The organism is Pseudomonas sp. UV AK001 (assembly GCF_046097675.1).
GTDB lineage: Bacteria > Pseudomonadota > Gammaproteobacteria > Pseudomonadales > Pseudomonadaceae > Aquipseudomonas > Aquipseudomonas kribbensis.
In genome coordinates this window covers 410,313-435,302 of the sequence record NZ_JBJUVZ010000001.1, presented here as the reverse complement: position 1 = coordinate 435,302, position 24,990 = coordinate 410,313, and the positions used below count along the sequence as shown (strand labels likewise).

The following is a 24,990-nucleotide window of genomic DNA, read 5'->3' as shown; positions in this document are numbered from 1 at the left end:
GCCCGCCCCCTTTTTACCCTTCTCAGTAACCCAAAGACAACCCGGTGTTGCGCCGTGGATCGTTGGCGCCGTAGAAGCGGTTCTTGCCCACCGGTTTACCGCCCAGCGACGGCGCTCCGACCAGAATCGCAGCGATATGGTTGGCGTCCTGCGGGCCCGCAAACTTGTGACCCCAGCTCTCGAGAATTTTCTTGGTGTCGGGGCTGGCGGCGTAGTCCTCGAGGTTGGTCTGCTCCGGCATCCACTGCTGATGGAAGCGCGGCGCATCGACCGCTTCCTGCAGGCCCATGCCGTAGTCGATGACGTTGAGCATGGTCAACAGAGTCGCCGTGATGATGCGACTGCCACCCGGCGTGCCCACCACCATCACTACTTTGCCATCCTTGGTCACGATGGTCGGGCTCATCGACGACAGCGGCGCCTTGCCGGGGGCGATGGCATTGGCTTCACCCTGCACCAGACCGTACATGTTCGGCACGCCGACTTTCGAGGTGAAGTCGTCCATTTCATCGTTGAGGATCACCCCGGTCTTGCTCGCCATCACGCCCGCGCCGAACCAGTCGTTGAGGGTGTAGGTAACCGAAACCGCGTTGCCCCACTTGTCGACGATCGAATAGTGCGTGGTGTTGCTGCCTTCGTGCGGCGCAACGCCAGGTTTCAGCTCAGCCGAGACACCGGCCTTCTGTGGCTGGATCGCATTGCGCAGCTTGGTCGCGTAGTTCTTGTCCAGCAGGTGCTCGATCGGGTTTTTCACGAAATCCGGGTCACCCAGATAGCTGTTGCGATCCACATAAGCGTGGCGCATTGCCTCGATCTGGTAGTGCATGCCCTGGGCCGAATGGAAGCCCAGATCCTTCATCGGATAACCTTCGAGGATGTTCATGATCTGGCAGATCACCACCCCGCCGGAGCTTGGCGGCGGCGCCGACACCACGTGGTAACCGCGATAGTCGCACTCCACCGGGGCCAGTTCGCGGGTCTTGTACTTGTCGAGGTCGGCCTGGGTGATGATGCCCTTGTTGGCCTGGCTGGAGGTAACGATGGCGTCGGCTACCCAGCCTTTATAGAAACCATCGGCGCCTTTCTCGGAAATGGTACGCAGGGTCTTGCCCAGATCCTTCTGCACCAGTTTCTGCCCGACCTGCATCGGCTCGCCGTTATGGAGGAAGATCGAGCCGGAATCTTTCATGTCCTTCTTGAACACGTCGGTGGCGTAGTCCAGCAGATCGACGTCACCCTGCTCCAGCTCGAAGCCTTCTTCCGCCAGTTTGATGGCTGGCGCGATCATGTCCTTGCGCGGCTTGGTGCCGTACTTGGTCAGCGCCAGCTCCATGCCGGAGACCGTGCCCGGAACGCCCACCGCGAGGTGGCCACGGGTACTCAGGTCAGGAATGACGTTGCCATCCTTGTCGAGGTACATATTGGCCGTCGCGGCCAGCGGGGCTTTTTCCCGGAAGTCGAGGAAGGTCTTGCGTCCGTCCGCCAGTTGAATGGTCATGAAACCACCACCACCGAGGTTGCCCGCTGCCGGGTAAACCACCGCCAGTGCGTAGCCCACGGCGACCGCCGCATCCACCGCATTGCCACCACTTTTCAGAACATCGACACCCACGTGGGTGGCCAGGTGCTGGGCGGTGACCACCATGCCGTTTTCGGCGGCGACCGGGGCAACCGAGGCGGCATGGGCCATGAGGCAGCTGAGCGCCAATGAGGTCGCGATCAGCGATTTGGCAAAAGGTTCGTACTTCATGAGTCGGTCTCTTCTTTTTATAAGGTAGGAAAGCGCTTCAAGAGCATCAGCCAGTATGGTCGCGATTGCGGTTTGCGCCTCCCCGATCCGGCAGTATGCTGGGCGCTGTTGCCGACCCGACCCGGAGTTTTCCCCATGGCCTACACGTTCATCACCCTGCCCTCGCCCGTCGGCGAGTTGAAGCTGGTCGCGAACGGTTCACGACTGGCCGCCATCCTCTGGGAAAACGACAAACCAAACCGGGTGCGCCTCGGGCCGATGACCGAAGCACCCGACAACCCGGTATTGGTGAAAACCGCGCGACAGCTGGAAGAATATTTTGCCGGAACGCGAAGTGCGTTCGATCTGGAGCTGGACTTTGCCGGCACCGAGTTCCAGAAAAAGGTCTGGGCCGCGTTGCTGACCATTCCGTTCGGCGAGACCCGCACCTACAGCCAGATTGCCGAACAGATCGGCCATCCCAGCGCGGTACGCGCCGTCGGCGCGGCGAACGGCAGAAACCCGATTTCGATCATCGCGCCCTGTCACCGGGTGATTGGTGCTTCGGGAAAACTGACCGGGTTTGCCGGCGGCCTTGAAGCCAAGGAGCGCTTGCTGACACTGGAAGGTGGCCAGTGGTCAGACATCGGCAAAACCGGTGAGCTGTTTTAAGCGCCGAAGAAGTTATTCATCGCCGCGTACTGCAACAGCATGATGGTCTTGGCATCGCAGATTTCGCCACGTTGAAACGCTGCCATTGCATCGTCGAAGCGCCACTCCAGAACCTCCAGTTCTTCGGTTTCCTCCTCCAGGCCACCACCGTCGCTGACCTTTGACGCCGCGTCGTATTCGGCAACGAAGAAGTGCAGCTTCTCGGTCACCGAGCCCGGACTCATGTACGCCTCGAACACCTTCCTTACATCGTGCACGCGGTAACCGGTTTCTTCCTCGGCCTCGTCGCGGATACGCTGCTCCGGCGCCGCGCCTTCCAGCAGTCCGGCAGCCACCTCGATCAACAGACCGTCATGACCGTTGACGAACACCGGCAAGCGGAACTGACGAGTCAGTACCACCGTGCGCTTATCACGGTTGAACAACAGAATCGCCGCACCATTGCCACGGTCATAGACTTCGCGGGTCTGGCGTTGCCATTCACCGTTATTGCGCAGGTAGTCGAAGGTGATTTTCTTCAGCAGGTACCAGTCGTGGGACAACACCTGAGTGTCGACGATGTTGATCCGCTCGGCGGTGTTGGGCATGACGCTTCATCCTCTGTCTTGACCGGAAAAGCCCCATGTTAGGCGAAAAAAAGCCCGGCAGCGCTACCGGGCTTTTTCATTCGATTTACCGCTGACGGGCCATGTCGGCCATTGCGACATCTGGCACCTGCGTGGCTGCCGCCACGCCGTTGATCAGCGGTCCATAACGCCGGCTGAACTCCCAGTTGTACGGCACACGATCCTTGCTGGTGCCGTTGTCCCAGTTTACCGACCAGGTCATCAGACCCTTGATCGGATGCCCTTTGACCGCCAGGCGTTTCATCGCGTTGCCGACCGCATTCTTGTCGATCACATAACCGGTGGCAGCAGCGTCAACGTTGGCTGGCAGGCCGATGACGAACTTGTCCGCAGGGATCTTCGTGAACCCGCGAGTGCCGGTCACCAGACTTTCGGTCAGGTAATAGAGGAAGTCCTCTTTCATCGCATCGTTGTTCTGCGCGATCCACGCCCCGTTGCCGTTATTGGCCTCGGGGACCCAGACACCGTCACCGCCCTGGTTGTAGAACTGCGGCGCGATGAAGTCGTAATAGCCTTCCAGTGCCTGCAGGTAGCCGACGTATTTGCCGGAGGTGGTCAGGTACGGAAACTCCGGCGCCATGCTGATGATGAAATGCTTGCCCTGGCCTGCGTAGTGATCCTTGACCAGTTTCAGGGCGGCCGGAAGCACGGTCTTGTTGGCAGCGAAATCAATCGCGCTCTGTTCAAGATCGATGTCCAGCCCGTCGAAACCATAGGTTTCCACCAGACGGATGATTTCGTTGGCCAGCGGTTGCTCCTGACCGGCACGCAATTCGATGTGCGCATCGGCGCCGCCGAGGGAAATCAGCACCGCCCGGCCCTGACTGTTGAGTACGCCAACCTGACGGCGGAACTCGGCATCGGAGACGTTGAACGGCTTGAAGGTCGGAATCCCGCTTCCCTTCATGAACGCGACCGCAACCACGTTGTAGTCCTTGGGCACGTTTTCCAGAGCGATGTTGGCGAACTGACCGCGCTGGTAGCCATCGCTCGGGCCCGCGGGCCAGTTGTGCCAGAAGCCCATGAGGATCTTCTTGCCGGCGATGCTCGGCATCAGCGAAGCCGCGTCGCTCGCCTGGTTTTGCATTAACGTGAAGTCGATATTTGACATGTTCTAATCCTTCAGAACGTGTAGGTAGGTGTTGCGGACTTATTTGAAGTCCACATCGAAGGCCTGATAGAAGGCGTTGCCGGTGTTGGCGACGATCCACATCAGGACGATGACGTGACGACCTTGCTTGTTGGCCGGAAGTTTCACCGCGTGATTGACCTTGGCCTTCAGCTCCGCCGAATGACTGTAGTACGGCACTTGCGGATAGAAGTCCTCGGCGAACGGTTTTGTTTCCAGTTGCGCACGAGTGATGCGTTGTTTCGGGTCCCAGCCATCCTTGGTGATCAGCCAGCGGTAACCGCGAGTGGTGTGCGGCGCGGTGTATTCCCATTTCACTTCGAGGGTCTGGCCAGGGGTGACGTTGAGCAGCGGCCAGGTGAACGGGCGACCGAGCTTCTTGCTCATTTCCTCGTCGGTGAAGTTCACACAGTCACGGGCGTCGTCCTTGCCGCCGCTGAGAATGTGACCGTCAGTCGGAGGCACGACACTCGGGTTGTCCGACTCGAAAGGTGCCGGGAACGGGCCGGCCACCAGTGCCGGGAAGTTCTTGCCGCCTTCCATCTCGTTGACCTGCCAGCCACCGAGCAATCCTTGTTCGATGGCCACCGCACCGCGGCTTGCAGGGGAAATGACGCGACCGTGTCGTAGTTGGGTTTGAGCTTGTGGTTGATTCATGTTTTTCACTCCATTGATTTAAGAACTCTCCTTTCCGGGGAGAGGTCTTCAAGCTAACGGAGGGGGATTTTTTGTCCATCGGCGGTTTTGTCGCAGCCTGCCGCAGTGATATCCGTAAAACACCGAAAATACTGGATATAAATACAGTACATTGCGACGACGCTCACCCAACGCATGGCAAAAAGCCTACACGGCGTCATTACAAAAACCTGCATTCAAGCACTCAGGGAAGTTGCGCCTTGAACTCCTTTTCATACTGCCCGGCGAGCTGTTCTTTCTGTTTGTCGTCGAGCAGCTTGCCGGCCATCTGGAAGAACTTCTGCTCCTCTTCCTTCAGGTGGTGATGGACCTTGTCCGAGAGCTTTTTCGCTGTGGCCAGCCAGGCTGGACTGGACATTTCGGTCTCGTCGAGCTCCTCCATCATTTCGTCCATTTCATGGTGTTCGGCGATGGCGTGGCGACTGAGATCGACCCCGTTGTCGAACTCCATCAACGGAATGTAGAAGTGACGCTCTTCAGCGGTCTCGTGGGCTTGCAGCTCGGCCTTCAGTTGCTTGTAGGCTTCGACGCGTTCCGGGGTGTCGCCGCTGGTCTTGATCAAGGTCTTGGCATAGCCGCGCTGGCGGTCGTGGCTCTCGCGAAGGGCTTCGAAAATATTCATGGACTCTCCCAGGCAGACGCATTCGGAATGAACGCCTTCAAGGGCTAGACCCCGGCGCGGGAGCAACGGTTCCGGGCGATTGCTTCAATCGACTGCCGCACGATAGGCTGGGGGTTCATTACTACAAGGAAGACAACATGACGTTGCGGATCGAGCTGTCACAGGACCCCACCGAAGAACAGCGCGCAGCCATCCTGGCGCCCCTGCGTGCCTATAACATCGCCAAGGCCGGGCCTTCGCTGTACGAGCCGGTCGCGCTGCTGGTGCGCGACGATAACGACGCGATCCTCGGTGGCCTTTATGGGCACACGTTCTATCGGTGGCTGTTCATCGAGTTGCTGGCCGTGCCGGAAGAAGGCCGGGGCCAGGGTATCGGCTCGAAACTGATGCAGATGGTCGAGGAATTTGCGCGAGAAAAAGACTGCGTGGGAATCTGGCTCGACACCTTTGAGTTTCAGGCGCCCGGGTTCTACAAGAAGCTTGGCTATGTCGAGTGTGGCGAGATCAAGGATTATCCGCTGGGGCACAAGCGGCATTTTTTCCAGAAGCGCTTGATTGATTGAGTTCAGCGTCCCCCTCGCCAGCTAACTGGCGAGGGTCAGACACTTCAGCGCACTCAACCGCTCGTTACAGACAGGTCGCCAACGCTGCCAACCGGCGCTTGGCGACAAAGTCGTCCTTCTGCGCGTAGTAGTTCAGCACCGTGCCGGACGCATCAGTGGTCAAGTCGACGAACGACTCCGCCGAACGGGTGTAGACCGTCGAGCCGCCCTTCTTGCCCGGTTGCAGGTACGCCGCCGCATCCACGCCGAACACTGCTTCGTCCTGCCAGGCGAACTGCACACATTCGGCCACGACTTTTTCAGGCTTGTCCGAATTCAGGACCTTATAAGGAGTTTGAGTGCGGGCGTCTTCCATCACCGAACCCGCGCAACCGGCCAGCAGGGTTGCCGCCAGTGCCACCATCAGCATTCGCATTGCATTCGCTCATTCGGAAAAAAGCGGACTGTATCACCGCAATGCGCAAAATCGTTCTGCTTTACTGCATTTAGCGCGCGACACCCGCCGACAGCTGCGGCACATTAAGGTCATCAGCCCCACAAGGAACCCCCATGGCGCCTACCGACCAGCGACATGAACATGCTCTGAAACTGTTTCTCGACGCACGCCCCGAGCTGCGCGAAACCCTCGACCATCTCAATCCGTTACTGGCCCAGGCCAAGGGCGAAACCCCGGCACAGTACCGCGAGGAGCGTCTGCACGAGGCCTTTGAAGCCGAGGCCGAAAGCCAGGGCTTGTTCGCCTGGGAACTGACGCTGCAACTGACTGCAGCCACTCCCGAGGAATATCAGGCGCGCCGCCTGGAAGTGCACCGCGAAGTCGCGGAGATGGCCGGGATGGACTGGTTGGAATATTGCGACCTTTATGGCATAGAACCCTGATCTCTACGCAAGGACATCCGCGCCAATGCTGCCAACCGCCTCGACTCACCGCGCCAGCCCCGGCCACTTGCACACGCAAAAATGGCGCGGTCGCATAGGCCTGGCGATGGTGGCCGCGCTTTCGGTGCTGGCGGGGATGACCGATGCCATCGGCTTCATGGCCAGTGGCGACTTCGTTTCATTCATGAGCGGCAACACCACACGGTTGGCAGTAGCGATCAGTGATGGCGATGTAAGTCTGACGCTGCGGCTGGTGATCCTGGTCGCCACGTTCATCGTCGGCAACGCCCTCGGTGTGGTGATCGGTCGCCTCGGCGGGCGCCGCGCACTGCCGTTGCTGCTGTGCATCGCGACGCTGCTCTGCGGGGCCGCCGCCTGGCCGTCCGAGGTGCAATTGCCGGCCCTGCTGGCAGCGATCATCGCCATGGGCATGCTCAATGCTGCGGTGGAGGAAGTGAACGGTCTGGCCGTCGGGCTGACCTATGTAACCGGTGCGCTTTCACGGTTCGGCCGCGGCCTGGGGCGCTGGATCATGGGCGAGCGACGCAACGGCTGGCGTGTGCAACTGGTGCCGTGGAGCGGGATGTTCATCGGCGCCATCCTCGGTGCCGTGCTGGAACATCACCTGGGGCTCAAGGCGCTGTACGCCAGCGGTTTGCTGGCTGCGTTGATTGGCCTGGTCTCGCTGAAAATCCCCCGGCGCTGGCAGTTGGGATACATGCCGCGCTGACGTCTGCGGCAACATCGACTTCGCCGCCCCGCCGAGAAAGCTTTATCATGGCCGCAGTTTTGCTGATCGAGTCCGTCATGAAGTTCGCCATTGCGTTGTTTTCCGCCGCCCATGCGCCCTCCTCGCGCCGCGCCCTGCTGTTCGCGCAGGCTGCTCTGGCCGGCGGGCATGAAATTGTCCGGCTGTTTTTCTATCAGGACGGGGTCTATAACGCGTCCGACGCCGTGGTCACGCCGCAGGACGAACTGGACCTGCCCAAACAGTGGCGCAATTTCATCACTGACCAAAACCTCGACGGCGTGGTGTGCATAGCCGCCGCCCTGCGCCGTGGCGTGTTGAATGCCGAGGAAGCCGGGCGTTATCAGCGTGATGCCGTGGCCGTCAGCGCGCCGTGGGAATTGTCCGGTCTCGGTCAGTTGCATGATGCTGTGCAGGACGCCGACCGCCTCATCTGTTTCGGAGGTGCATGACATGGCCAAATCCCTTCTGATCATCAGCCGTCAATCGCCATGGTCCGGCCCCGGCGCCCGTGAAGCGCTGGACATCGTGTTGGCTGGCGGTGCCTTCGATCTGCCGATCGGCCTGCTGTTTCTCGACGACGGCGTGCTGCAACTGGCCGCCGGGCAGAACGCCAGGGCACTGCAACAAAAAGACCTGAGCGCCAACCTGCAGGCACTGCCGATGTTCGGCGTCGAAGAGCTGTTCTACTGCGCCGACAGCGCCAGTGTTCGCGGCCTCGGCGATCGTTCACTGGACGAAGCTCAACCCTTGAGCGCCGAACAAATCACCGCCCTTATTGACCGTTACGACCAGGTGATCACCCTCTGATGTCGACTTTGCATGTGTTGTCTCATTCCCCGTTCGGCGACGAACGCCTGACCAGTTGCCTGCGCCTGCTCGGCACTGCCGACGCGCTGCTGCTGTGTGGTGATGCCGCTTACGCGCTGCAACCCGGCACTGCGCCGTTCATTGCACTGGAATCCCGCAAGGTGAAATTGTTCGTGCTGGCCGAAGATGCGCAAGCCCGTGCCGTTCAGGTTCCGGACTGGGCCGAGGCTATCGATTACCCGGCCTTCGTCGAACTGTCGATCCACCACGACAAGGTCAACACCTGGCTATGAATGCGCTGACCGTCGGCGCCCGCGCCATCGAACTGGACAAGGACGGCTTCCTGGTCGACCTCAACGACTGGTCGGCAGAAGTCGCCAGCGCCCTCGCCGCCGTCGAAGACATCGAACTGAGCCCGGAACACTGGGAAGTCCTCGAACTGCTGCGCAGCTTCTATGCCGAATTCCAGCTGTCGCCGGCCACCCGGCCGCTGATCAAGTACACCGCGCTCAAGCTCGGCGCGGAGAAAGGCAACAGCCTGCACCTGAACCGACTGTTCAAAGGCACCCCTGCCAAACTCGCCGCGAAACTGGCGGGCCTGCCCAAACCGACGAATTGCCTATGACCGACTATCCAGCGCTGACCCTCGAAACGCCCGCCGAGCATCCGTTCGCCCAGTTCGTGCGCATCCTCGGCAAAGGTAAGCGCGGCGCCCGTGACCTGACCCGTGAAGAAGCCCGAGAAGCCATGGGCATGGTCCTCGACGAAGCCGTCGAAGAAACCCAGCTCGGCGCCTTCCTGATGCTGCTGCGGCACAAGGAAGAAAGCGCCGAGGAAATGGCTGGTTTCACCGAGGCCCTGCGCGAACGCTTGCAGGCGCCAGCACTGAAGGTCGATCTGGACTGGCCGACCTATGCCGGCAAGAAGCGTCACCTGCCGTGGTATCTGCTGGCGGCCAAGTGCCTGGCGCAGAACGGCGTGCGCATCTTCATGCACGGCGGCGGCGCGCACACCGCCGGGCGTTTGTATTCCGAACAACTGCTGGGCGAGCTGAACATCCCGCTGTGCCGCAACTGGCAACAGGTCGGCGCGGCGCTGGACAACGGTGGCCTGGCGTTCATGCCGCTGATGGACTGGGCGCCACAGCTGCAACGGATGATCGACCTGCGCAACACCCTCGGTTTGCGCTCGCCGATCCACTCGCTGGCACGGATTCTCAATCCGTTGGGCGCGCGTTGCGGTTTGCAGAGCATTTTCCACCCCGGCTACCAAGCGGTGCACCGCGATGCCAGCGGTCTGCTCGGCGATACGGCGATCGTGATCAAGGGTGACGGCGGCGAAATCGAGATCAACCCGGATGCCGACAGTCACTTGTACGGCACCACTGGCGGCGAGAGCTGGGACGAGGAATGGCCGCAGTTGTCGGCGCAGCGTCACGTCAAACCCGCGTCGCTGGATGTCGAGCATCTGAAAGCTGTCTGGCGCGGCGATGTAATCGACAGCTACCCGCAAATGGCACTGATTTCGACCATGGCACTGGCGCTGCGTGGTCTTGGCCAAAACCGGGAACAGGCGTTCGAAACCGCCGAGCAATACTGGGCCGCGCGGAACAAATCGATTTAACCGATCATTCACGCCCGATCTTTGCGCTTTTTGTTCGAACTCATCGGAATAGACTCCACTCCAACGATTATTGGTTTCTGGAGTCTTGATCATGGGTTTACTCGTCGACGGCCGCTGGCAGGACAAGTGGTACGAAAGCAGCAAGGACGGCGCGTTCCAGCGCGAACAGGCGCAGCGCCGCAACTGGGTCACTCGCAACGGCGAGCCGGGCCCGAGCGGAGAAGGCGGTTTTGCCGCCGAAGCCGGGCGTTATCACCTCTACGTCTCCCTTGCCTGTCCGTGGGCTCACCGTACGCTGATCCTGCGCAAGCTCAAGGGCCTGGAAAGTCTGATCGACGTTTCCGTCGTCAGCTGGCTGATGCTGGAAAACGGCTGGACCTTCGACCAGAACCTCGGCTCGACCGGCGACAAACTCGACCATTTCGACTTCATGCACCAGCGCTACACCGCTGACACCGCCGACTACACCGGCCGCGTCACCGTGCCGGTGTTGTGGGACAAGAAACTCAAGCGCATCGTCAGCAACGAATCGGCGGAAATCATCCGCATGTTCAACAGCGCCTTCGATGACTTGACCGGCAACGATCTGGACTTCTATCCGGCGCCATTGCGCAGCGAGATCGATGCGCTGAACGAGCGGATCTACCCCGCAGTGAACAACGGCGTATACCGCGCCGGGTTTGCCACCTCGCAGCAGGCCTATGAAGAGGCGTTCGACGATGTGTTTGCCGAACTCGATCATCTGGAGCAGGTACTGGGCGCCAACCGTTATCTGACGGGCGAATACCTGACCGAGGCGGACGTGCGGTTGTTCACCACGCTGATTCGTTTCGACGCGGTGTATCACGGGCACTTCAAATGCAATCTGCGGCGGATCAGCGATTATCCGAATCTGTCGAACTGGCTGCGTGAGATGTACCAGTGGCCGGGCATTGCCGAGACCGTGGATTTCCAGCACATCAAGAACCACTACTACGGCAGCCACAAGACCATCAACCCGACCGGGGTTGTGCCGAAGGGGCCGGAGCAGGACTTTACTGTTGCCCATGACCGGGACCGGTTGGGCGGAAAAGGGGTTTGGCACAGAGGTTGAGAGCAGGATCGTTCCCACCGCGCGGGAACGATCCCTTCAGAGTCAGACCTGACCCTGAGCGCCCTCGAACCACGCCAGTTTCTCGCGCAGTTGCACCACTTCGCCGACGATCACCAGTGTCGGTGCATGCACTTCATGCTCCGCCACCAGACGCGGCAGATCGGCCAGCGTACCGGTGAAGACCCGCTGATTGACCGTGGTGCCTTGCTGGATCAGCGCCGCCGGGGTATCGGCTGCACGACCATGCTTGATCAACTGATCGCAGATGACCGGCAACCCCACCAGACCCATGTAGAACACCAGCGTCTGCGCCGGCGCGACGAGGTCGGCCCACGGCAGATCGGTGGAACCGTCCTTCAGGTGCCCGGTGACGAAACGTACCGACTGCGCGTAATCGCGATGGGTCAGCGGAATCCCGGCGTAGGCCGCACAACCGCTGGCCGCCGTGATGCCCGGCACGACCTGGAACGGGATGCCATGGGCCGCCAGTTCCTCGATCTCCTCGCCGCCACGGCCGAAGATGAACGGATCCCCGCCCTTCAACCGCACCACACGCTTGCCGGCCTTGGCCAGATCCACCAGTTGCTGGTTGATCTGATCCTGCGGCACGGCGTGATCGGCGCGACGCTTGCCGACGTAGACACGCTCGGCATCACGACGGCACAGCTCAAGAATCGCCGGAGCCACCAGGCGGTCATACAGCACCACATCGGCCTGCTGCATCAGGCGCAAGGCACGGAAGGTCAGCAGATCCGGATCGCCCGGCCCTGCGCCGACCAGATACACCTCGCCGGTGGCCACGGTCGCTTCGCCGTCGATCTTCGCCTGTAACAGACGCTCGGCCTCGGCGCCCTGCCCGGCCAGCTGCCGGTCGGCAATCGGCCCCTGAAACACGTCTTCCCAAAAACCGCGACGCTGCTGCACATCGGGGAACAGGCCTTTGACCTGATCGCGAAACCGCGCGGCCAGACCGGCCAGATGGCCGTAGGTCGACGGAATCCAGGTTTCGATCTTGGCGCGGATCAGCCGGGCCAGCACCGGCGCATCGCCGCCGCTGGAGACTGCAATGATCAGCGGCGAACGATCGACGATCGCCGGGAAGATCACGCTGCACAACGCCGGAGCGTCGACTACGTTGACCGGCACGCAACGCCGATGAGCATCAGCGGAGACTTGCGCGTTCAACGCTTCGTCGTCGGTGGCGGCAATGATCAGCCCGCAACCGTCCAGATCCGTTTCGACGTAGCCACGCAACAGGCATTCGCCACCGCTGGTGGCAACCAGTTCGCGCAGTTGCGCTTCGATTTCAGGTGCGACCACCCGCAGCAGCGCACCGGCATCGGCCAGCAGGCGGGATTTGCGCAAGGCAATCTCCCCCCCACCGACAACCAACACACGACTGCCGCGCAGGTTGTGAAACAGCGGCAGATATTTCATTTAGCCGATGACCTCGAGGCCACCCATGTACGGCTTCAGCACGTCCGGTACGCGGATCGAACCGTCGGCCTGCTGGTAGTTTTCCAGCACGGCCACCAGGGTACGACCGACCGCGAGGCCGGAACCGTTCAGGGTGTGCACCAACTCAGGCTTGCCGGTTTCCGGGTTGCGGAAACGCGCCTGCATGCGGCGGGCCTGGAAGTCGCCGCAGTTGGAGCACGACGAGATTTCACGGTATTTGTCCTGGCTCGGGATCCACACTTCCAGGTCGTAAGTCTTGACCGCGCTGAAGCCCATGTCGCCGGTGCACAGCGCCAGGGTACGGTAAGGCAGACCCAGCAGTTGCAGGACTTTCTCGGCGTTGGCGGTCAGGCTTTCCAGCGCGTCCATCGACGTCGACGGCTCGACGATCTGCACCATCTCGACCTTGTCGAACTGGTGCTGGCGGATCATGCCGCGAGTGTCGCGACCCGACGCACCGGCTTCGCTGCGGAAGCACGGGGTGTGGGCGACGAACTTGATCGGCAGTTGTTTCGAGTCGACGATTTCACCGGCCACGATGTTGGTCAGCGACACTTCTGCGGTCGGAATCAGGTACAGATCGGCTTCGCCTTCACGACCGATCTTGAACAGGTCTTCTTCGAACTTCGGCAGTTGACCGGTGCCTTGCAGCGCCGGGGCCTGAACCAGATAAGGCGTGTAGGCCTCTTCGTAGCCGTGCTCGGTGACGTGCAGGTTGATCATGAACTGCGCAAGTGCGCGGTGCAGACGGGCAATCGGGCCACGCAGCAGGGCGAAACGTGCGCCGGACAGCTTGGCGGCGGTTTCGAAGTCGAGCCAGCCGAACTTCTCGCCCAGGGCTACGTGGTCCTGAACCGGGAAGTCGAAGGCAGTCGGGGTGCCCCAGCGGCGGACTTCGACGTTGCCGTCTTCGTCTTCGCCGACCGGTACCGATTCGTGCGGCAGGTTCGGAATACCCAGCAGGATCGAGTCCAGTTCGGTCTGGATCGCGTCCAGCTCGACTTTACCGGCGCTCAGTTCGCCCGCCATGCGCTCGACGTCCGCCATCAGCGGCGCGATGTCTTCGCCGCGCTGCTTGGCCTGACCGATGGATTTGGAACGCGCGTTACGCTCAGCCTGCAGTGCTTCGGTGCGGGTCTGGACGGTCTTGCGCTGTTCTTCCAGCGCTTCGATGCGCGCGACATCCAGGGCAAAGCCACGGGAAGCCAGGCGGTCCGCTACGTCCTGGAGGTTGCTACGTAACAGTTTGGAATCGAGCATGTCGGTTTCTCGTTATCAAAGTTTGGTCAGGGACAGGCCGGCCCACGTCGCGAGCAGCCCGCCGAATACGCTGATAGCCGCATAGCCCAGGGCCAGCGGCACTTGCCCGCTTTCCAGCAGGCGCACCGTATCCAGTGAAAAGGATGAAAAAGTCGTCAGCCCCCCGAGGAAGCCGACCATCAACCCGGCACGTACCTCGATGGGTACTTCCGGGCGTATCAAAAACAGGCCGTACAACACGCCGATCAACAGGCAGCCCACGATATTAACGGCCAGCGTCGCGGTATAGAAGTGCCGCGGCCAATTGGCGTTGACCCAATTGCCGGTGGCGAAGCGCAACAAGGTGCCGGCAACCCCGCCGACGGAGACTGCAACGATCAATGGAACCACTATTTTCTCCGCTGCCGGGGGCTTAAACGATCGAGTTGGGCAAGATGGTTGAGCTTCTCGCCGATCTTCAACTCCAGGCCACGGGGCACGGGCTGATAGAACGGAATCGGGTCGAGTTCTTCCGGGAAATAGTCTTCGCCGGCGGCATAGGCGTCCGGCTCGTCATGGGCGTAGCGGTATTCGTCGCCGTAACCCAGTTGCTTCATCAGTTTGGTCGGTGCGTTGCGCAGGTGCAGCGGCACTTCCAGCGAGCCATGCTCAGCGGCGGCGCGCAGCGCAGTCTTGAAACCCATGTATACCGCGTTGCTTTTCGGCGCGCAGGCCAGGTATGTGATGGCCTGTGCCACGGCGAGTTCGCCTTCGGGGCTGCCGAGGCGCTCCTGCACTTCCCACGCGGCCAGACACAAACTCAGGGCGCGGGGGTCGGCATTGCCGATGTCTTCGCTGGCCATGCGCACTACGCGACGGGCCAGGTACAGCGGATCGCAGCCGCCGTCGATCATTCGCGCAAACCAATACAGCGCGCCGTCCGGATTGGAGCCGCGCACTGATTTGTGCAGCGCGGAAATCTGGTCGTAGAACGCTTCGCCGCCCTTGTCGAATCGTCGGCGAGTGTCGCCGAGCAGACTTTGCAGCAGCTCGGTGCCCATCTCGCTGTTGTCTTCGGCCAGATCCGAGGCGTTTTCCAGCAGGTTGAGCAAACGTCGGCCATCGCCATCGGCGGCGGACAGCAGCATCTGGAAGCCTTCATCGCTGAGGGTCAGATGACGCTTGCCCAGGCCACGGTCTTCGGTGAGGGCGCGGTGCACCAGTTTGCGCAACGCCGCTTCGTCGAGGCTCTTGAGTACGTAGACTCGCGCCCGCGACAGCAATGCGTTGTTCAATTCGAAGGAGGGGTTTTCGGTGGTCGCGCCGATGAAGATCAGCGTGCCGTCTTCAACGTACGGCAGAAACGCATCCTGCTGGGACTTGTTGAAGCGGTGCACTTCATCGACAAACAGGATCGTGCGCTTGCCGTACTGGCCGGCCTGCTGCTTGGCGATTTCCACCGCCTGACGGATCTCTTTGACGCCGGCCAACACCGCCGAGACCGTTTCGAAGTGCGCATCCGAGACTTCCGCCAGCAGCCGAGCCAGGGTGGTCTTGCCCACGCCCGGCGGGCCCCAGAAGATCATCGAATGCAGGGCGCCCTGCTCCAGCGCTTCGCGCAGTGGTTTGCCGCGAGCGAGCACGTGTTCCTGACCGACGTACTCATCCAGATTGGTCGCCCGCAAACGGGCAGCCAGTGGCTGGGCAATCGGTGCACTGCGAAACAGATCCATCACGTACCGTTGAAACCTCTGAGGTTATTCCTGGATCACATCGGCACCCTTCGGGATGTCGAACTTGAACTTCGAGGCCGGGACCGCTTCGTTGGCCTTCACCCCGGTGAACAGGATGTTGGTGCGCTGGCCGACGCTGTCGATCAGTTGCATGTCATTGACCAGACCGTTGCGGAACGACAGGCGCAGGCTGTCGAACAGGGTGTCCTTGGTTTTCGGCTTCAGGGTGAAATCGATCACACCGCCCGCCTCTTTCGCGCTGATGTCGAAGCTCTGGCTGATCTTCGATACGTCACCGGACAGCAACAGGGCTGGAGTCTGGGTCAGGCGCTCATCAAGCTTTTTGATGGTGGCCTGTTCCAGATCCGGGTCCCACAGGGTGACCTTCTTGCCGTCGGACACCATGGTCTGCTCGGCTGGCGCGTTGGTGTGCCAGTAGAACAGGCCCGGACGCTGCAGGGTCATGTCGCCAGTGGTTTCCTGCAACTGGGTGCCGCTGCCGTCGAGGGTCAGCTGGGAAAAATTGGCGGTCAGGGTCTTGGATGTTTCCAGCAATTGGGTCAGGCGAGCCACATCCTTGTCATCGGCGTGAGCCGTGAGGGTGGTCAGAGCCAGTACCGGCAGCAGCATGCGGATAAGACGCATGGGAGTCCTCTTGAATACGCGTGGGAAAGTGGACGGCGCTTCATGCACCGCCCATTGCATTTGAATCAGTCGCGCACCGGGCCCGGGGCCAGGACTTCGCGGGAACCGTTGGTGTTCATGGACGTCACGACCCCGGCCATTTCCATGGCTTCGATCATGCGCGCCGCACGGTTGTAACCGATCTTCAGCTTGCGCTGTACAGCGGAGATGGAGGCGCGGCGGCTTTCCAGTACAAACTGCACGGCTTCGTCGTACAGCGCGTCGGCTTCCGGATCATCGCCGTCACCGCCGCCGCTACTGCCTTCGAAACCACTGCCCGCCTCTTCGACACCGTTGAGGATGTCGTCGTTGTATTCCGGCGCACCGCGCAGCTTCCAGGCTTCCACCACCCGGTGAACTTCATCGTCGGACACGAAGGCGCCGTGAACCCGGATCGGCAGGCTGGTGCCCGGCGGCATGTAGAGCATGTCACCGTGGCCAAGCAGTTGTTCGGCGCCACCCTGGTCGATGATGGTCCGGGAGTCGATCTTGCTCGATACCTGGAACGCCATGCGCGTCGGGATGTTGGCCTTGATCAGACCGGTGATCACGTCAACCGACGGACGCTGGGTCGCGAGGATCAGGTGGATACCGGCAGCCCGCGCTTTCTGGGCGATACGGGCGATCAGCTCTTCAACCTTCTTGCCGACGATCATCATCATGTCGGCGAATTCGTCCACGACCACGACGATGGTCGGCAGCTTCTGCAGCAGCGGCGCTTCGTCGTGGATGCTTTCGCGCTTGTACAGCGGATCGCTCAGGGGCTCGCCGGCGTCCTGGGCTTCCTTGACCTTGGCGTTGAAGCCGGACAGGTTTCGCACGCCCATCTTCGCCATCAGCTTGTAGCGACGCTCCATCTCGGCAACGCTCCAGCGCAGGGCGTTGGCGGCGTCCTTCATGTCGGTCACGACCGGGCACAGCAAGTGCGGAATGCCTTCGTAGATCGACAATTCCAACATCTTCGGGTCGATCATGATCAGCTTGGCGTCTTCCGGGCCGGACTTGAACAGGATCGACAGGATCATCGCGTTCACGCCCACCGACTTACCGGAACCGGTGGTACCGGCCACCAGCAGGTGCGGCATCTTCGCCAGGTCGGTGATGACCGGTTTGCCGCCGATGTCGTGACCCAGGGCCAGAGTGACCGGCGACTTGAAGTTGTCGTACTCGGGGGTCGACAGCACTTCGGAGAAGCGCACGATCTGGCGGTCTTCGTTAGGGATTTCGATACCGACTGTGGTCTTGCCCGGAATCACTTCCACCACCCGCACACTGGTCACGGCCAGCGAACGTGCAAGGTCTTTCGCCAGGTTGGCGATACGGCTGACCTTCACACCGGCAGCCGGCTGGATTTCGTAACGGGTAATGACCGGGCCCGGATGGATCGAGTCCACGGTGACTTCGACGCCGAACTCCTTGAGCTTGATCTCCAGCAAGTGGCCGACCGCAGCCAGGGATTCGGGCGAATAATTGAGTTGTTTCTTTTCCGCAGGATCGAGGATCGAGATCGGCGGCAAGGTGCCTTCCACGGCGCTGTCGACGAACAACGGCACCTGCTTCTCTTTCTGTACGCGCTTGCTCGGCTCCGGCGCCTTGACCGGGGCCGGGGCGATGACCGGCGGAACCTGTTTCTCGCGCTCGGACATGTGTTTGCTCAGGGCCTGCTCGCGCTCGATCAGGCGTTCCTTGACCTTGGCCTGCTCGCGCTTGTCGGTAACGGTCGGCGCGACCACGTCGTGCACCCGGTCATCGACTTCACGCAGTTGCGCCACCAGTTGCTTGCGCTCGGTACGTGCCGACCACCAGCGATTGACCGCGCCCTGGAACAGTTCGAACAGATCGAGGGTGATCTTGCCGGTGACGTCCATCACCTTGAACCACGACAGGTCGGTGAATACGGTCAGGCCGAACAGGAACAGTGCGATGAACAGCAATGTGCTGCCCTGAATGTTCAGGGCATTGCGGGCCAGGTCACCGAGACTTTCGCCCAGCGCGCCACCCGCACCGGCCGGCAGCGCGGTGGCGGCATGGAAATGAATGTGCGCCAGCGCGGCGCCGGACAGCACCAGAAACACCAGGCCGATCAAGCGCCAGGAAAACAGCCAGCCGCTCCACTGCCACGGCTCGTGGCGCTGACGGAAGATCTGATACGCCTTGATCGCCAGCAGCAACGGAAAGATGTACGCGAAGTAACCCAGCACCATGAACAGGATGTCGGCACTGTAGGAACCCGCCGGGCCGCCGAAATTCTGCACGTCGTCGATCTTGCTGTTGTGGCTCCAGCCCGGATCGTCCTTGCCGTAGGTCAGCAAGGCCATCATCAGGAACAGGCACAGAGCGCCGATGGCGATCAACGCACCTTCCTTGAGCCGGTAGTGCAATTGCTGGCGCCAAAGCGGAACGACTGTTTTTGGTGCTTCCGTGGATTTCTTCAAAACGCTTCTTTTCCTGCGCCAGCGGCGCGTCCATCTATTGAATGACGATAAAAAACTGCCCAATCCAGGCAGGTAAAAAATTGACGGGCGCAACTGAGACTACTTTTAACACTGCGCCCGGTCTTTTATAAACACGGCACGCTGCGAATATTCTGTAACAGCCCGGCATTGTACGGGTTTGCGCGTTCGATGCCATGCTTCGAACCCCATGTTCAAGCATAGCCAAGCAGACCAAACCTGCGACGCAATTTGAGCATGCATTGTCTTTTGTGACAAAGGCTTATGAGGTGTATTTGATGAACGTAGCGAAGCATGCGCCCTCAAGCTTGTCGCCCGTCTACGACCGCATCCCGGAAGGCAAGTTGCAGCAGCGTCGACTTCGCGCAGGTTCGGGAGGACATTCGCGCCATTTAACGGCACACTTTGCAACGGGCCCCGCTGCCCACCGCCCTCCCCTTCTGCAAGCCTGGACGCCATGCTGACTTGGTTACAACGCAACTCACTGACTTTCCCGCCACTGGAAAAGGCCATGCGCGATCCCAACGGATTGCTGGCGGCCGGCGGCGATCTGTCCGCCGATCGCCTGATCCAGGCCTATCGCCACGGTTGCTTTCCGTGGTTCTCCGAAGGACAGCCCATCCTCTGGTGGTCACCGGATCCGCGCACCGTATTGTTTCCCGACGAACTGCATGTCTCGCGCAGCCTGGGCAAGTTGCTGCGTCAGCAACGCTATCAAGTGACCTTCGACAAGGACTTCGAAGCGGTTATCCGCGCCTGCGCCGCGCCACGGGATTACGCCGATGGCACCTGGATCACCGAGGCCATGCAGGATGCCTACATTGAACTGCACCAGCGGGGCTTCGCCCACTCGGTGGAAGTTTGGGACCAGGGCGAACTGGTCGGCGGACTGTACGGCCTGGCGATGGGACAACTGTTTTTTGGCGAATCAATGTTCAGTCGTGCCGACAATGCCTCCAAGTACGGCTTCGCCACGCTGGTGCGACACCTCAAAGACTCGGGCTTCGTGCTGATCGACTGCCAGATGCCTACCGATCATCTGCACAGCCTGGGCGCCCGGGCAATTTCGCGCCCCGCATTTGCCGAATATCTGGCTCGACACCTCGACCAACCCAACCTTGCCACCTGGGTTTGCTGAGCGACTTTTGCGCGCGTGGCTTACACTTAATTCACCAGCTTACCCCTGAGGGTTGATCATGACCGAGTTGGCGCGGTTGAAGTTTTATGCCACTCAGCCTCATTCCTGCAGTTATCTGCCCGAGGAACAGGCCACTACCCTGTTTCTCGATCCGAGCCAGCCCATGGATGTGCATGTCTACGCAGACCTGTCGGAAATGGGCTTTCGTCGCAGCGGCGATCATCTGTACCGCCCGCATTGCCAGAACTGCAATGCCTGCGTGCCTGCGCGCATTCCGGTGGCGCAGTTCAACCCGAATCGCCAACAAAAGCGCATTTTCAAACGCAACGCCGACCTGCAGGTGCGCCCGGTCAAACCGGCCTTCAGCGAAGAGTATTTCGATCTTTATCAGCGCTACATCGAACAGCGTCATGCCGATGGCGACATGTACCCGCCAAGCCGTGATCAATTCTCGACTTTTCTGGTTCGCGACCTGCCCTTCTCACGCTTCTACGAGTTTCGGCTCGACGGACGGTTGCTGGCCGTTGCTGTCACCGACCTGCTGCCCAATGGCCTGTCGGCGGTCTACACCTTTTACGAACCGGATGAAGAGCGTCGCAGCCTGGGACGCTACGCCATCCTCTGGCAGATCGGCGAAGCCCAGCGGCTGGGCCTCGAAGCGGTGTACCTGGGTTACTGGATCAAAAACTGCAAAAAGATGAACTACAAGACCCAATATCGGCCTATCGAACTGCTGATTAATCAGCGCTGGGTCATCCTGAACTGAATGCAAGCCCTAAACCCCTTGGCGTAAACCCCATTTTTCGGGCACAATGCACGCCGCTTTTGCCTGGCGCAGTTGCACCGGGCCATTCATTGGATACCGAGGGCTTTACTGCATGTCGAAAGAAGACAGCTTCGAAATGGAAGGCACTGTCGTCGACACCCTGCCCAACACCATGTTTCGTGTGGAGTTGGAAAATGGGCACGTCGTAACCGCGCATATTTCCGGCAAGATGCGCAAGAACTACATTCGTATTCTTACCGGTGACAAAGTGCGCGTCGAGCTGACGCCCTATGACTTGAGCAAAGGGCGTATTACTTACCGCGCTCGCTAATCAAGTCAATACAAGACGCCCGGCTTAATGCCGGGCGTTTTTGTTTGTCTGGGATTTGGTTCTTTGGGTTTGTGCTTGAGTTTTGGGTGTATATCCGTTGCTTCGGGTGCTGCCGCTGGCGGTTTCGCTCTTACAGCGAGTCACTTTTGACAAACGCCTCAAAAGTAACCAAAAAGTCTTGGCCCCGGCGTACGGCACTTCGCTTAGGCTCAGTGTTCCCTCGCTACGGTGTCCATCAGGGGGCATCGCCTACGGTTTGCTTCGCTGCACCTCCTCTCGATGTATGCGGCTTCGCCGCACGGCGCTGCGCGCCTACCCCCTGATGGACACCTCCGTTCGGCCTGCCGAAGGGGCAAAAAATCAAAAGCCAGAGCCAGAGCAAAAGCCAGATCAAGAGCAACTCACCACGATGAGCGTTAGCTCGAGTAAAGCTTTTGATCTCAAGGCCCGTCGGCAGGCTGAGTGGAGGGATTGATCCGGGGGTGGGAGCGCAGCGACCGTTTGGCGAAGCCAAACACATCGAGAGGAGGTGCAGCGAAGCAAACCGTAGGCGATGCGCCCGGATCGATCCCGGAGCGAAGAAACCCGAGCCACAGCGAGGGCCGAACGTCAGGGTAAAGCCTTTTTGGTTACTTTTTCGGCGTTTGGAAAAAGTGACCCGCCGTAAGGGCGGAACCCCAAGAAGCCGTTACCGCAGCAACGGATATTCACACCAAACAAACAGACAACAAAAAGGCGCCCGAAGGCGCCTTTTCATTTACCAGCCATCAGGCCATTTCCGCCGTAGTCTCGAAGTCAAACGTCAGCTCACCATCCTTGATGTCGATGTGCACCACACCGCCATGCTCGGCCAGTTCGCCAAACAGTATCTCCTCCGCCAGCGGACGTTTGATCTTGTCCTGGATCAGACGCGCCATCGGGCGAGCGCCCATTGCCGAGTCGTAGCCACCGGCCGCGAGCCAACTGCGCGCAGCGTCGGTAACTTCCAGCAGCACCCGCTTGTCTTCCAGCTGCGCCTGAAGTTCGGTGAGGAACTTGTCCACCACGCTTTTGATGACCTCATGACTGAGGCGACCAAATTGAATGATGGTGTCCAGGCGGTTGCGGAATTCCGGCGTGAAGCTCTTCTTGATCACTTCCATCGCATCGGACGAGTGGTCCTGATGAGTGAAACCGATCGAAGCACGCGCCGCGGTTTCGGCACCGGCGTTGGTGGTCATGATTACGATCACGTTGCGGAAATCCGCCTTGCGCCCGTTGTTGTCGGTCAGCGTACCGTGATCCATCACCTGCAGCAGCAGGTTGAAGACTTCCGGATGCGCCTTCTCGATCTCATCGAGCAGCAATACGCAATGCGGTTGCTTGGTAATCGCCTCGGTCAGCAGACCGCCCTGGTCGAAACCGACATAACCCGGAGGCGCACCGATCAGACGCGATACGGTGTGGCGCTCCATGTACTCGGACATGTCGAAACGAACCAGCTCGATCCCCAGCGCCTTGGCCAATTGCCGCGCGGCCTCGGTTTTACCGACACCGGTAGGCCCGGCGAACAGGAACGAACCGACTGGCTTGTCCGGCGACTTGAGGCCCGCACGGGACAGCTTGATCGCGGTCGACAGCGAATCGATCGCCGCATCCTGACCAAACACTGTCAGTTTCAGGTCGCGCTCCAGGTTACGCAGCAGCTCCTTGTCGGAACTGGTGACGTGTTTTGGCGGAATCCGTGCGATCTTCGCCACGATGTCCTCGACCTGCGGCACGTCGATGCGCTTCACGCGCTTGTCGACCGGCTGCAGACGCTGGTAGGCGCCCGCCTCGTCGATTACATCGATGGCCTTGTCCGGCATATGCCGGTCATTGATGTAGCGCGAAGCCAGTTCCGCAGCGGCGCGCAACGACTCATCGCTGTACTCGATGTTGTGGTGCTGCTCGAAACGCCCTTTCAGACCACGCAGGATGCCGATGGTGTCTTCCACCGACGGCTCGACCACATCGACCTTCTGGAAACGACGCGCCAGGGCACGGTCTTTTTCGAAGATGCCGCGGAATTCCTGGAACGTGGTCGAACCGATGCAGCGAATGTCACCAGACGACAGCAGCGGCTTGAGCAGGTTCGAGGCATCCATGACGCCACCGGACGCAGCACCCGCACCGATAATGGTGTGGATCTCGTCGATGAACAGGATCGCCTGCGGACGTTTTTTCAGCTCACCGAGCAGCGCCTTGAAGCGCTTCTCGAAATCGCCGCGATATTTGGTGCCTGCGAGCAAGGCGCCCAGATCGAGGGAATAGACGACGCTGTTGGCCAGCAGGTCCGGCACCTGGTTGTCGACAATGCGCTTGGCCAGGCCTTCGGCAATCGCGGTTTTACCCACGCCCGCCTCGCCAACCAGCAGCGGATTGTTCTTGCGCCGACGCGCGAGAATCTGCGCGACACGCTCGACTTCCGTTTCACGCCCGACCAGCGGATCGATCCGGCCCTGGCGTGCGAGTTCGTTGAGGTTGCTGGCATACGCGTCCAGCGGATTGCCTGAAGAAGAAGACTCACCGCCCTCGTCGTCCTGCATATCTTGTTCACCTTCAGAGTGATCGCCATGCCCCGGCACCTTGGAAATGCCATGGGCGATATAGTTGACGACATCGATTCGTGCAACGCTCTGCTGTTTCAGCAGGAACACTGCCTGACTCTCTTGCTCACTGAAGATTGCAACCAGCACATTGGCGCCGGTTACTTCGCGCTTGCCCGAGCTCTGTACATGAAAGACAGCACGTTGCAGCACACGCTGGAAGCCCAGGGTTGGCTGGGTTTCGCGATCTTCGTCATGGACGGGGATCAGCGGCGTGGTGGAGTCGATGAACTCCTGCAGGTCGTGCTTGAGTTTGTCGAGGTTTGCGCCGCAGGCACGCAATACGGTGGCGGCAGCCTCATTGTCCAATAGGGCCAGCAGCAGGTGTTCGACGGTCATGAACTCATGACGCTTCGAACGAGCCTCCTTGAAGGCAAGATTGAGGGTGACTTCGAGCTCGCGGTTTAACATAGCTTCACCTCATACCCAAGTGGTCGGCGATTAACCGTCCTTCTCGATTTCACAGAGTAGCGGATGCTGGCTTTCCCTGGCGTACTGGTTGACCTGCATGGCCTTTGTCTCGGCGATGTCGCGGGTAAACACTCCACATACTGCCCGCCCTTCTGTGTGGACGGCCAGCATGACCTTGGTCGCCAGCTCGCGATTCAGGTTAAAAAACACCTCGAGCACTTCGACGACGAAATCCATCGGTGTGTAGTCATCATTAAACAAAACCACCTTGTACATCGGCGGCGCCTGTAACGCAGGCTTTGCTTCCTGAACAGCAATACCCGCTGAATCGTCGTCGTGTAAATCAGGGCGATCCTGATTGAATGTTAGTCGAATCTGGCTGATTGCATGCATGGAAAGAAAGGTTCGTCAGTTGTGCAAATACAGTGGTGGGGGCGGCTTGACACGTTTTCAACTCCGACTGCCCGGTCACCTTGACTATCGGGAAAACGGTGTTACAACCAATAGAACCCACAGTGGGTAAAAAAGATCCGCGGAGTCAATCTTTTTAACGGATTCGACTGCGGATGAATTGGATGATACTCCAGCGATGGAGACTGTTGCAGAGGGATTTGAGCATGGTTGTCGGCAAGGTGAAATGGTTCAACAATGCCAAGGGGTTCGGTTTCATCAACACCGACGCCCGCGAGGGGAAAGACGAGGACGGCAAGGAAATCGATTTCTTTGCGCACTACTCCGCCATTGAAATGGACGGGTACAAAACCCTCAAAGCCGGGCAAATCGTCAAATTCGAGATCGTGCAAGGGCCCAAAGGCCTGCACGCCACAAAAATTCAGAATGTCGAGGCCGCAAAAGACGCCGTCTCGCCAGCAGCTCATCACCAGTCAGTGACCAGCTGAAGCAACCAGAACACCTGCCAGAAAACAAACCGCCCGGCTCGATCACTCGAGCCGGGCGGTT

Annotated in this window: 27 protein-coding genes and 1 pseudogene; 14 read left to right on the top strand and 14 right to left on the bottom strand. The window is 60.1% G+C overall.

Annotation, left to right across the window (positions count from 1 at the left end; genetic code table 11):
* Positions 1 to 22: 22 nt before the first annotated feature.
* On the bottom strand, positions 23 to 1,750 hold the full coding sequence (gene ggt, locus ACKLNA_RS01990; RefSeq protein ID WP_085711597.1) for a gamma-glutamyltransferase: 1,728 nt from the start codon (positions 1,748 to 1,750) through the stop codon (positions 23 to 25).
* Between the two features lie 135 nt (positions 1,751 to 1,885).
* Between ggt and ACKLNA_RS01985 the strand changes: the two genes are divergently transcribed.
* Positions 1,886 to 2,401 (top strand): methylated-DNA--[protein]-cysteine S-methyltransferase, encoded by a 516-nt coding sequence (locus tag ACKLNA_RS01985; RefSeq protein WP_119427051.1) that lies wholly within the window; start codon positions 1,886 to 1,888, stop codon positions 2,399 to 2,401.
* Here ACKLNA_RS01985 and ACKLNA_RS01980 read toward each other — a convergent pair.
* From ACKLNA_RS01980 to ACKLNA_RS01965, 4 genes and pseudogenes are all read right to left on the bottom strand, one after another.
* On the bottom strand, positions 2,398 to 2,988 hold the full coding sequence (locus ACKLNA_RS01980) for an NUDIX domain-containing protein (protein ID WP_408984682.1): 591 nt from the start codon (positions 2,986 to 2,988) through the stop codon (positions 2,398 to 2,400). The genes ACKLNA_RS01985 and ACKLNA_RS01980 overlap by 4 nt on opposite strands.
* A 121-nt stretch (positions 2,989 to 3,109) precedes the next feature.
* A pseudogene (locus tag ACKLNA_RS01975) lies at positions 3,110 to 4,138 on the bottom strand (chitinase); the annotation flags it as partial.
* A 39-nt stretch (positions 4,139 to 4,177) separates the two neighbouring features.
* Entirely contained in the window at positions 4,178 to 4,813 is a 636-nt protein-coding gene (locus ACKLNA_RS01970) for a lytic polysaccharide monooxygenase auxiliary activity family 9 protein (RefSeq protein ID WP_408984681.1), read from the bottom strand.
* Between the two features lie 223 nt (positions 4,814 to 5,036).
* A complete protein-coding gene (locus ACKLNA_RS01965; protein WP_085712365.1) occupies positions 5,037 to 5,474 on the bottom strand; it encodes a hemerythrin domain-containing protein in 438 nt (145 codons plus the stop codon).
* Between the two features lie 137 nt (positions 5,475 to 5,611).
* Here ACKLNA_RS01965 and ACKLNA_RS01960 point away from each other — a divergent pair, with 137 nt between their 5' ends.
* Entirely contained in the window at positions 5,612 to 6,037 is a 426-nt protein-coding gene (locus ACKLNA_RS01960) for an N-acetyltransferase (RefSeq protein WP_085712366.1), read from the top strand.
* A 64-nt stretch (positions 6,038 to 6,101) separates the two neighbouring features.
* Here the strand turns inward: ACKLNA_RS01960 and ACKLNA_RS01955 are convergent, their stop codons facing one another.
* On the bottom strand, positions 6,102 to 6,452 hold the full coding sequence (locus ACKLNA_RS01955; RefSeq protein WP_085712367.1) for a hypothetical protein: 351 nt from the start codon (positions 6,450 to 6,452) through the stop codon (positions 6,102 to 6,104).
* A 134-nt stretch (positions 6,453 to 6,586) separates the two neighbouring features.
* Here ACKLNA_RS01955 and ACKLNA_RS01950 point away from each other — a divergent pair, with 134 nt between their 5' ends.
* From ACKLNA_RS01950 to ACKLNA_RS01915, 8 genes are all read left to right on the top strand, one after another.
* Complete coding sequence (locus ACKLNA_RS01950) at positions 6,587 to 6,916, top strand: DUF6388 family protein (protein WP_408984680.1); 330 nt, start codon at positions 6,587 to 6,589, stop codon at positions 6,914 to 6,916.
* A 25-nt stretch (positions 6,917 to 6,941) separates the two neighbouring features.
* On the top strand, positions 6,942 to 7,646 hold the full coding sequence (locus ACKLNA_RS01945; protein WP_119427043.1) for a YoaK family protein: 705 nt from the start codon (positions 6,942 to 6,944) through the stop codon (positions 7,644 to 7,646).
* Between the two features lie 77 nt (positions 7,647 to 7,723).
* The gene (gene tusD, locus ACKLNA_RS01940) at positions 7,724 to 8,116 is read left to right on the top strand and encodes a sulfurtransferase complex subunit TusD (protein WP_408985542.1); all 393 of its coding nucleotides are present in this window, start codon (positions 7,724 to 7,726) and stop codon (positions 8,114 to 8,116) included.
* Between the two features lies 1 nt (position 8,117).
* Entirely contained in the window at positions 8,118 to 8,474 is a 357-nt protein-coding gene (gene tusC, locus ACKLNA_RS01935; protein WP_408984679.1) for a sulfurtransferase complex subunit TusC, read from the top strand.
* A complete protein-coding gene (tusB, locus tag ACKLNA_RS01930) occupies positions 8,474 to 8,767 on the top strand; it encodes a sulfurtransferase complex subunit TusB (RefSeq protein WP_408984678.1) in 294 nt (97 codons plus the stop codon). The genes tusC and tusB overlap by 1 nt, the downstream gene beginning before the upstream one ends.
* A complete protein-coding gene (locus tag ACKLNA_RS01925; RefSeq protein ID WP_408984677.1) occupies positions 8,764 to 9,099 on the top strand; it encodes a TusE/DsrC/DsvC family sulfur relay protein in 336 nt (111 codons plus the stop codon). Before tusB ends, ACKLNA_RS01925 begins: the two co-directional genes overlap by 4 nt.
* Positions 9,096 to 10,097, top strand: a complete 1,002-nt coding sequence (locus ACKLNA_RS01920) for a glycosyl transferase family protein (RefSeq protein ID WP_408984676.1) — start codon at positions 9,096 to 9,098, stop codon at positions 10,095 to 10,097. The genes ACKLNA_RS01925 and ACKLNA_RS01920 overlap by 4 nt, the downstream gene beginning before the upstream one ends.
* Before the next feature lie 91 nt (positions 10,098 to 10,188).
* Complete coding sequence (locus ACKLNA_RS01915) at positions 10,189 to 11,190, top strand: glutathione S-transferase family protein (protein ID WP_408984675.1); 1,002 nt, start codon at positions 10,189 to 10,191, stop codon at positions 11,188 to 11,190.
* 42 nt (positions 11,191 to 11,232) lie between these two features.
* Here ACKLNA_RS01915 and cysG read toward each other — a convergent pair whose 3' ends face one another.
* From cysG to ACKLNA_RS01885, 6 genes are all read right to left on the bottom strand, one after another.
* Positions 11,233 to 12,627, bottom strand: coding sequence for a siroheme synthase CysG (gene cysG / locus ACKLNA_RS01910; protein WP_408984674.1), 1,395 nt, complete (start codon positions 12,625 to 12,627; stop codon positions 11,233 to 11,235).
* Positions 12,628 to 13,908, bottom strand: a complete 1,281-nt coding sequence (gene serS / locus ACKLNA_RS01905; protein ID WP_114884003.1) for a serine--tRNA ligase — start codon at positions 13,906 to 13,908, stop codon at positions 12,628 to 12,630.
* 15 nt (positions 13,909 to 13,923) lie between these two features.
* The gene (gene crcB / locus ACKLNA_RS01900; protein WP_085712376.1) at positions 13,924 to 14,298 is read right to left on the bottom strand and encodes a fluoride efflux transporter CrcB; all 375 of its coding nucleotides are present in this window, start codon (positions 14,296 to 14,298) and stop codon (positions 13,924 to 13,926) included.
* Positions 14,298 to 15,620, bottom strand: coding sequence for a replication-associated recombination protein A (locus ACKLNA_RS01895; RefSeq protein ID WP_114884005.1), 1,323 nt, complete (start codon positions 15,618 to 15,620; stop codon positions 14,298 to 14,300). The genes crcB and ACKLNA_RS01895 overlap by 1 nt, the downstream gene beginning before the upstream one ends.
* 24 nt (positions 15,621 to 15,644) lie before the next feature.
* Positions 15,645 to 16,265, bottom strand: a complete 621-nt coding sequence (gene lolA / locus ACKLNA_RS01890; protein WP_007958184.1) for an outer membrane lipoprotein chaperone LolA — start codon at positions 16,263 to 16,265, stop codon at positions 15,645 to 15,647.
* A 65-nt stretch (positions 16,266 to 16,330) separates the two neighbouring features.
* The gene (locus tag ACKLNA_RS01885; protein WP_408984673.1) at positions 16,331 to 18,739 is read right to left on the bottom strand and encodes a DNA translocase FtsK; all 2,409 of its coding nucleotides are present in this window, start codon (positions 18,737 to 18,739) and stop codon (positions 16,331 to 16,333) included.
* A 475-nt stretch (positions 18,740 to 19,214) separates the two neighbouring features.
* Between ACKLNA_RS01885 and aat the strand changes: the two genes are divergently transcribed.
* The 3 genes from aat to infA all read left to right on the top strand — a co-directional run bounded on the left by aat (position 19,215) and on the right by infA (position 20,992).
* Positions 19,215 to 19,895 (top strand): leucyl/phenylalanyl-tRNA--protein transferase, encoded by a 681-nt coding sequence (gene aat, locus ACKLNA_RS01880; RefSeq protein ID WP_408984672.1) that lies wholly within the window; start codon positions 19,215 to 19,217, stop codon positions 19,893 to 19,895.
* A gap of 58 nt (positions 19,896 to 19,953) precedes the next feature.
* Positions 19,954 to 20,661, top strand: coding sequence for an arginyltransferase (locus tag ACKLNA_RS01875; RefSeq protein WP_114884009.1), 708 nt, complete (start codon positions 19,954 to 19,956; stop codon positions 20,659 to 20,661).
* A gap of 112 nt (positions 20,662 to 20,773) precedes the next feature.
* Entirely contained in the window at positions 20,774 to 20,992 is a 219-nt protein-coding gene (gene infA, locus ACKLNA_RS01870) for a translation initiation factor IF-1 (RefSeq protein ID WP_002553999.1), read from the top strand.
* 767 nt (positions 20,993 to 21,759) lie between these two features.
* Here the strand turns inward: infA and clpA are convergent.
* Both clpA and clpS read right to left on the bottom strand, forming a co-directional pair.
* A complete protein-coding gene (gene clpA / locus ACKLNA_RS01865) occupies positions 21,760 to 24,030 on the bottom strand; it encodes an ATP-dependent Clp protease ATP-binding subunit ClpA (protein ID WP_085712381.1) in 2,271 nt (756 codons plus the stop codon).
* 30 nt (positions 24,031 to 24,060) lie between these two features.
* Entirely contained in the window at positions 24,061 to 24,423 is a 363-nt protein-coding gene (clpS, locus tag ACKLNA_RS01860) for an ATP-dependent Clp protease adapter ClpS (RefSeq protein ID WP_015094394.1), read from the bottom strand.
* 224 nt (positions 24,424 to 24,647) lie between these two features.
* Here clpS and ACKLNA_RS01855 point away from each other — a divergent pair, with 224 nt between their 5' ends.
* A complete protein-coding gene (locus tag ACKLNA_RS01855; protein WP_114884011.1) occupies positions 24,648 to 24,929 on the top strand; it encodes a cold shock domain-containing protein in 282 nt (93 codons plus the stop codon).
* Positions 24,930 to 24,990 lie beyond the last annotated feature (61 nt).

Excerpts from the sequence above, each read along its gene's own strand:
- ggt (WP_085711597.1), bottom strand. The coding sequence starts at position 1,750 with ATGAAGTACGAACCTTTTGCCAAATCGCTGATCGCGACCTCATTGGCG.
- ACKLNA_RS01985 (WP_119427051.1), top strand. The coding sequence starts at position 1,886 with ATGGCCTACACGTTCATCACCCTGCCCTCGCCCGTCGGCGAGTTGAAG.
- ACKLNA_RS01980 (WP_408984682.1), bottom strand. The coding sequence starts at position 2,988 with ATGCCCAACACCGCCGAGCGGATCAACATCGTCGACACTCAGGTGTTG.
- ACKLNA_RS01970 (WP_408984681.1), bottom strand. The coding sequence starts at position 4,813 with ATGAATCAACCACAAGCTCAAACCCAACTACGACACGGTCGCGTCATT.
- ACKLNA_RS01965 (WP_085712365.1), bottom strand. The coding sequence starts at position 5,474 with ATGAATATTTTCGAAGCCCTTCGCGAGAGCCACGACCGCCAGCGCGGC.
- ACKLNA_RS01960 (WP_085712366.1), top strand. The coding sequence starts at position 5,612 with ATGACGTTGCGGATCGAGCTGTCACAGGACCCCACCGAAGAACAGCGC.
- ACKLNA_RS01955 (WP_085712367.1), bottom strand. The coding sequence starts at position 6,452 with ATGCGAATGCTGATGGTGGCACTGGCGGCAACCCTGCTGGCCGGTTGC.
- ACKLNA_RS01950 (WP_408984680.1), top strand. The coding sequence starts at position 6,587 with ATGGCGCCTACCGACCAGCGACATGAACATGCTCTGAAACTGTTTCTC.
- ACKLNA_RS01945 (WP_119427043.1), top strand. The coding sequence starts at position 6,942 with ATGCTGCCAACCGCCTCGACTCACCGCGCCAGCCCCGGCCACTTGCAC.
- tusD (WP_408985542.1), top strand. The coding sequence starts at position 7,724 with ATGAAGTTCGCCATTGCGTTGTTTTCCGCCGCCCATGCGCCCTCCTCG.
- tusC (WP_408984679.1), top strand. The coding sequence starts at position 8,118 with ATGGCCAAATCCCTTCTGATCATCAGCCGTCAATCGCCATGGTCCGGC.
- tusB (WP_408984678.1), top strand. The coding sequence starts at position 8,474 with ATGTCGACTTTGCATGTGTTGTCTCATTCCCCGTTCGGCGACGAACGC.
- ACKLNA_RS01925 (WP_408984677.1), top strand. The coding sequence starts at position 8,764 with ATGAATGCGCTGACCGTCGGCGCCCGCGCCATCGAACTGGACAAGGAC.
- ACKLNA_RS01920 (WP_408984676.1), top strand. The coding sequence starts at position 9,096 with ATGACCGACTATCCAGCGCTGACCCTCGAAACGCCCGCCGAGCATCCG.
- ACKLNA_RS01915 (WP_408984675.1), top strand. The coding sequence starts at position 10,189 with ATGGGTTTACTCGTCGACGGCCGCTGGCAGGACAAGTGGTACGAAAGC.
- cysG (WP_408984674.1), bottom strand. The coding sequence starts at position 12,627 with ATGAAATATCTGCCGCTGTTTCACAACCTGCGCGGCAGTCGTGTGTTG.
- serS (WP_114884003.1), bottom strand. The coding sequence starts at position 13,908 with ATGCTCGATTCCAAACTGTTACGTAGCAACCTCCAGGACGTAGCGGAC.
- ACKLNA_RS01895 (WP_114884005.1), bottom strand. The coding sequence starts at position 15,620 with ATGGATCTGTTTCGCAGTGCACCGATTGCCCAGCCACTGGCTGCCCGT.
- lolA (WP_007958184.1), bottom strand. The coding sequence starts at position 16,265 with ATGCGTCTTATCCGCATGCTGCTGCCGGTACTGGCTCTGACCACCCTC.
- aat (WP_408984672.1), top strand. The coding sequence starts at position 19,215 with ATGCTGACTTGGTTACAACGCAACTCACTGACTTTCCCGCCACTGGAA.
- ACKLNA_RS01875 (WP_114884009.1), top strand. The coding sequence starts at position 19,954 with ATGACCGAGTTGGCGCGGTTGAAGTTTTATGCCACTCAGCCTCATTCC.
- infA (WP_002553999.1), top strand. The coding sequence starts at position 20,774 with ATGTCGAAAGAAGACAGCTTCGAAATGGAAGGCACTGTCGTCGACACC.
- clpA (WP_085712381.1), bottom strand. The coding sequence starts at position 24,030 with ATGTTAAACCGCGAGCTCGAAGTCACCCTCAATCTTGCCTTCAAGGAG.
- clpS (WP_015094394.1), bottom strand. The coding sequence starts at position 24,423 with ATGCATGCAATCAGCCAGATTCGACTAACATTCAATCAGGATCGCCCT.
- ACKLNA_RS01855 (WP_114884011.1), top strand. The coding sequence starts at position 24,648 with ATGGTTGTCGGCAAGGTGAAATGGTTCAACAATGCCAAGGGGTTCGGT.